Below are 2,246 nucleotides of genomic sequence, written 5' to 3'. Positions count from 1 at the left end.
TGGCCCGGCCCGCCACCTGGTCACCGAGCACGGGGTCACCGAGCTGGTGCTCACCAGCCGCCGCGGCACGGACGCCCCGGGCGCCCGCGAGCTGGCCGCCGAGCTCACCGGGCTCGGCGCCGAACCCCGCGTCGTGGCCTGCGACATGGCCGACCGGGACGCGGTCGCCGAACTGCTCGCCGGACTGCCGGGGCTGCGCGGCGTGGTGCACACGGCAGGCGTCCTGGACGACGGCGTGGTGTCCGCACTGACCCCGGAGCGGCTGGACACCGTGCTGCGGCCCAAGGCCGACGCCGCCTGGCACCTGCACGAACTCACCACGGGCCTGTCCTTCTCCGTGCTGTTCTCCTCCGCCGCCGGGGTGTTCGGCGCCCCGGGCCAGGCCAACTACGCGGCGGCCAACGCTTTCCTCGACGCCCTCGCCCAGCACCGCCGCGGCCGGGGCCTGCCCGCCCACTCCCTGGCCTGGGGCCTGTGGGCCGACGCCAGCGCCATGACCGGCGTGCTGGACCAGGTGGACCTGCGGCGGATCGGCAGGACCGGGGTGCGGCCGCTGTCCACCGAGACGGGACTCGCCCTGTTCGACGCCGCGCTCGGGCTCGACCGGGCGCTCACCGTGCCCATCGTCCTCGACCTGGCCAGGGCCCGTACGGCGGACACCGTGCCGCCGCTGCTGCGCGGGCTGGTCAGGACGCGGCGGGCCCTCGCCCGGGCCGCGGCCGAGAGCGCCACATCGGAACTGGGCGACCGGCTGGCCGCACTCCCGGAGGCGGAGCGCCGGCGGACCCTGGTGGAGCTGGTGTGCGCCCAGGCCGCGGCCGTGCTCGGACACGACGACGCCGGCGAGGTCGGCGCCGACCGGCCGTTCAAGGCGCTGGGCTTCGACTCGCTCACCGCCGTCGAACTGCGCAACCGCCTCAACACCGCCACCGGCGTACGGCTCCCCGTCACCGCCGTGTTCGACCACCCCACCCCCCTCGCGCTGACCGCGCACCTGCTGCCACTGGTGCTGCCCGGGACCGCCACCGCGGCCCCGGAGCGGCCCGCCACCGCCACCGCGGCCCGCGACGACGGCGAGCCCATCGCCATCGTCGGCATGAGCTGCCGCCTCCCCGGCGGCGTGGCCTCCCCCGAGGACCTGTGGCGGCTGCTCGCCGAGGAGCGCGACGCGCTCACCGACTTCCCCACCGACCGGGGCTGGGACCTGGACGCCCTGTTCGACCCGGATCCGGAGCGCCCCGGCACCTGCCACACCCGCACGGCCGGATTCCTGGCGGACGTCGCGGACTTCGACGCCGAGTTCTTCGGGATCTCGCCGCGCGAGGCGCTGGCCATGGACCCGCAGCAGCGGCTGCTCCTGGAGACCACCTGGGAGGCGCTGGAGCGCGCGGGCATCGACCCGCTGAGCCTGCGCTCCACCCCGACGGGCGTCTTCGTCGGCGGCGCCGTCTCCGGCTACGGCATCGACCTGTTCACCCCCGACGACGGCCTCGACGGCCACCTGCTGACCGGCAACGCGAGCAGCGTGGCCTCCGGCCGCGTGTCGTACGCCTTCGGCTTCGAGGGGCCCGCGGTCACGGTGGACACGGCGTGCTCGTCCTCGCTGGTGGCGCTGCACCAGGCGGTCCAGGCGCTGCGCCAGGGCGAGTGCACCCTGGCCGTGGTCGGCGGCGTCGCGGTCATGCCCACCCCCAAGCTGCTGGTGTCCTTCAGCAGGCAGCGCGGGCTGTCCCGGGACGGCCGCTGCAAGGCGTTCGCCGCGGCCGCGGACGGCACCGGGTTCTCCGAGGGCGTCGGCGTGGTGCTGGTGGAGCGGTTGTCGGACGCGCGGCGTCTGGGGCATGAGGTGTTGGCGGTGGTGCGGGGTTCGGCGGTGAACCAGGACGGTGCGTCGAATGGTCTGACGGCGCCGAACGGTCCGTCGCAGCAGCGGGTGATCCGGCAGGCGTTGGCGAGCGCGGGTCTGTCGGCGGCCGATGTGGACGTGGTGGAGGCGCATGGCACCGGCACCACCCTGGGCGACCCGATCGAGGCCCAGGCTCTGCTCGCCACCTACGGCCAGGAGAGGCGTGAGGGGCGGCCGTTGCTTCTCGGTGCCCTCAAGTCGAACATCGGTCATACGCAGGCGGCGGCGGGTGTGGCTGGTGTGATCAAGGTGGTGGAGGCGATGCGTCGGGGTGTGGTGCCCAGGACGTTGCATGTGGATGAGCCGACGCCGCATGTGGATTGGTCGTCGGGTGCGGTGG

Annotated in this window: 1 protein-coding gene; it reads left to right on the top strand. The window is 74.9% G+C overall.

Translation table 11 applies throughout. The annotated features are described in order from the left end of the window. A partial coding sequence (locus BBH68_RS32290) for a type I polyketide synthase (RefSeq protein WP_141713110.1) occupies positions 1-2,246 on the top strand: 2,246 nt, incomplete at both ends.

It is taken from the genome of Streptomyces sparsogenes, from assembly GCF_001704635.1.
Classification (GTDB): Bacteria; Actinomycetota; Actinomycetes; order Streptomycetales; family Streptomycetaceae; genus Streptomyces; species Streptomyces sparsogenes.
Note: the sequence above shows the minus strand (reverse complement) of the source record. Positions and strands in the feature narration are given on the sequence as shown.